The organism is Streptomyces sp. NPDC017095, from assembly GCF_044332325.1.
Lineage (GTDB): Bacteria > Actinomycetota > Actinomycetes > Streptomycetales > Streptomycetaceae > Streptomyces.
On sequence record NZ_JBIROU010000040.1, the window covers coordinates 1 to 2,469 of the forward strand.

A 2,469-nucleotide genomic window follows, 5' to 3' on the forward strand; every position below is an offset into this window, starting at 1 on the left:
GTTGACGGACCTGGGTGACCATGAGGTTGGCGAGGGCGACGAGATGCCACTTGTCGACTGCGATCCGCGCGTCCGGCAGGGCGGTGCGGATCCCGGATCGACAGGTACAACAGCGCCCGCCCGCACACCCGCCTCGGCAACGCCCCACCCGCCGAGTACGAGGCAGCGCACTGCGCTGAGCCCACCAAGTCATCGCGACCGGCAATGACACCTGCATAGACGTGGCATCAACGCGTAGATGTTTCAGTTTCTTCTGTGCTGGGGCTGTGTCAGGTGCTGGACCGGGTGTAGGCAGCGGCGCGCACCACATCGTCGTCCTCCAGTCCAGCTCCTAGTGCTCCGCCCACGGTGGCCAGGCTGGCGGTGAGCCAGCTGATCTTCGCGTAGTCCAAAGCGTTCACTGGGTGACCGGCGACACCGGCCAGTACCGGCTCGTCGATGAGCAGCAGCGCGCCGACCCAGGACAGGATGAATAAGCCGAGGTAGAACACCACAACCCCGATGGCCACGGTCGCGGTGGTGGCCAAATTGAACAGGATCACCTGCTCACGTTGGGCTCGCCGCCGTGGGCGCTCCCACAAGTCTGCTCCCAGGATCAGGGTGGCACTCACCGCCCCGATCGCCATCACCGCCAGCAGGACCAGGCGCACCGGCCCGTAGGCCATGGCCAGTACCCATAGGTCCGAGGCCACCAATGTCAGCATGCCGGTGGCCGCTGCCACGACCATCGCCCGGGAGAGCCGGGCCACGAAGGCCCAAGGCTGGTTGGCGCGGATCATGCCCAGCAGCAACCGCACGTTGCCGCTCAGCACTCGGGCCGTGAACTGCACGACGTTGTCGTCCGGGCGTTCGTCGAGATCGGTGGACAGCTGGTGGGCTCTTCGAGCAAGATCCCGCTGGGCGTTGAGGTCTTCGGCGTCGTAGCCCAGGAGCTGCCCGACCACGTGCACGGTGGTCTCTTGCACCTTCTGCCGCACGTGCACGGCTCCCAGGGTTGGGACGGAGACCAGTCCTACCCCGTGCACGGGGCTGAGCTGGGTGAGCACCGGACGTCGGCCGGTCTTCAGGGGGATCTCGGTGAGCACCACGGCCAAATCCCAGTTCTCCTCCAGCACGCGGTTTCGGGCCGCCTCCAGCAGGTCCAAGGTCTCGGTGGGTGGATCGACCAGCCGGTCTTCGGCCATCTTCAGTTGCCAGCGCACTCCCGGATACCGCTGCACCAAAATCTTGCGCACCGAGGTGGTGACCTCGGGGCCGAGCATCGCACTCAGGGATGGTGAGACCACCAGGCCGATGAGCAGCTCGGCATCGGAAAGGGGTTCGGCAGGATCGGGGGTGGATCGGCAACGCTTAGCAGTCATCGCTCCATGGTGAGGCAACCACGGGCCGATTGCCACTGGCTCGATGGAGCCCCGAAGGTTTCGTGCAGCACCGCGGGCCGGATTCGGTGGTCGCCTCGATCCCGGAGAGAGCGGTGCTGCTCACTGCGAAATCCTCTCCCCGCCGACGCCGCCAGCGCGAAGACATCACAGCCAGCGGGCCCGGGACCTGCCGGTGTCGAGGACGGCTTCTCGATGATGCTGCAGTGACGGATCGGTTGAAGTGCTTCGGCGGTGTGGGAGCAGTGATCAGCGTGGGGGCGGTCGATTCCGTTCGGACAGGTGATGCATCGACTGCCCAGCGGCAGGTGCGGTACTGATGCGTGGGTACCCGGTGCAGGGGTGTCAAGGCCCAGCTCCGAAGACGGCAAGCCGGGCACGTGAAAGGCGAATTATGGCCCGCCGCAACCCGAGCGGGAAGGCATGTGTGGCACGAGGCGCCGAAGACGGGCCGGGCGTTTACTGCAGAGATAAATGGCTCTCCGCATTTGAGCGGGGCGTGTGCTGATTTCATGCTGCTGGTCTCTGCCCTCGGGTGAGGGCGATGTGGACCATGATGCGCCTTCGGTAGTTGTCCATGTTGGTGAAGCCGCATCCGACACGCTTGGTTTGCTTGATGATCCGGTTGAAGCCCTCGGTGCGGGCGTTGGTCACGTCCTCGGTGAGCGCGACGAGCACCGCTGGCCACCAGGTGTCGATCGTGGTCGCCAGGCGGCTGGTTTCCTCCATGTCGGCGCGGGCGGCGGCGTCGTAGAAGTCGTACAGCCTGCGCCGGATCTGGTGCGGCTGGTGTTCGGCCAGCAGCAGGCGCAGGCGTTCCTTGACGGCATGCGCGGCGGCGATCTCGTTGGTCGGATCCTCGGCGGCGAGGGCGGCGTTGAACCGGGCCTTTTGCTTCACGGTGAGGTGCTCGTAGCCGGTGAGCAGCAGTTGCCGGCTGGCCCAGACTTTGTCGGTGGCGGTGCCGCGGCGGCCGTGCAGTTGCCGGGTGATCCGTTGACGGACCTGGGTGACCATGAGGTTGGCGAGGGCGACGAGATGCCACTTGTCGACTGCGATCCGCGCGTCCGGCAGGGCGGTGCGGATCCCG

General features: G+C 66.1%; 2 protein-coding genes. Both read right to left on the reverse strand.

The features are described from left to right. Positions 1–269: 269 nt before the first annotated feature. The gene (locus tag ACH4OA_RS34560) at positions 270–1,361 is read right to left on the reverse strand and encodes a hypothetical protein (RefSeq protein ID WP_350835329.1); all 1,092 of its coding nucleotides are present in this window, start codon (positions 1,359–1,361) and stop codon (positions 270–272) included. A 528-nt stretch (positions 1,362–1,889) separates the two neighbouring features. After that, the coding region (locus tag ACH4OA_RS34565) for an ISL3 family transposase (RefSeq protein WP_003945163.1) at positions 1,890–2,469 on the reverse strand (580 nt) is incomplete at its 5' end.

Bases quoted from the DNA above. Each gene is read 5' to 3' on its own strand.
- ACH4OA_RS34560 (WP_350835329.1), bottom strand. From the start codon at position 1,361: ATGACTGCTAAGCGTTGCCGATCCACCCCCGATCCTGCCGAACCCCTT.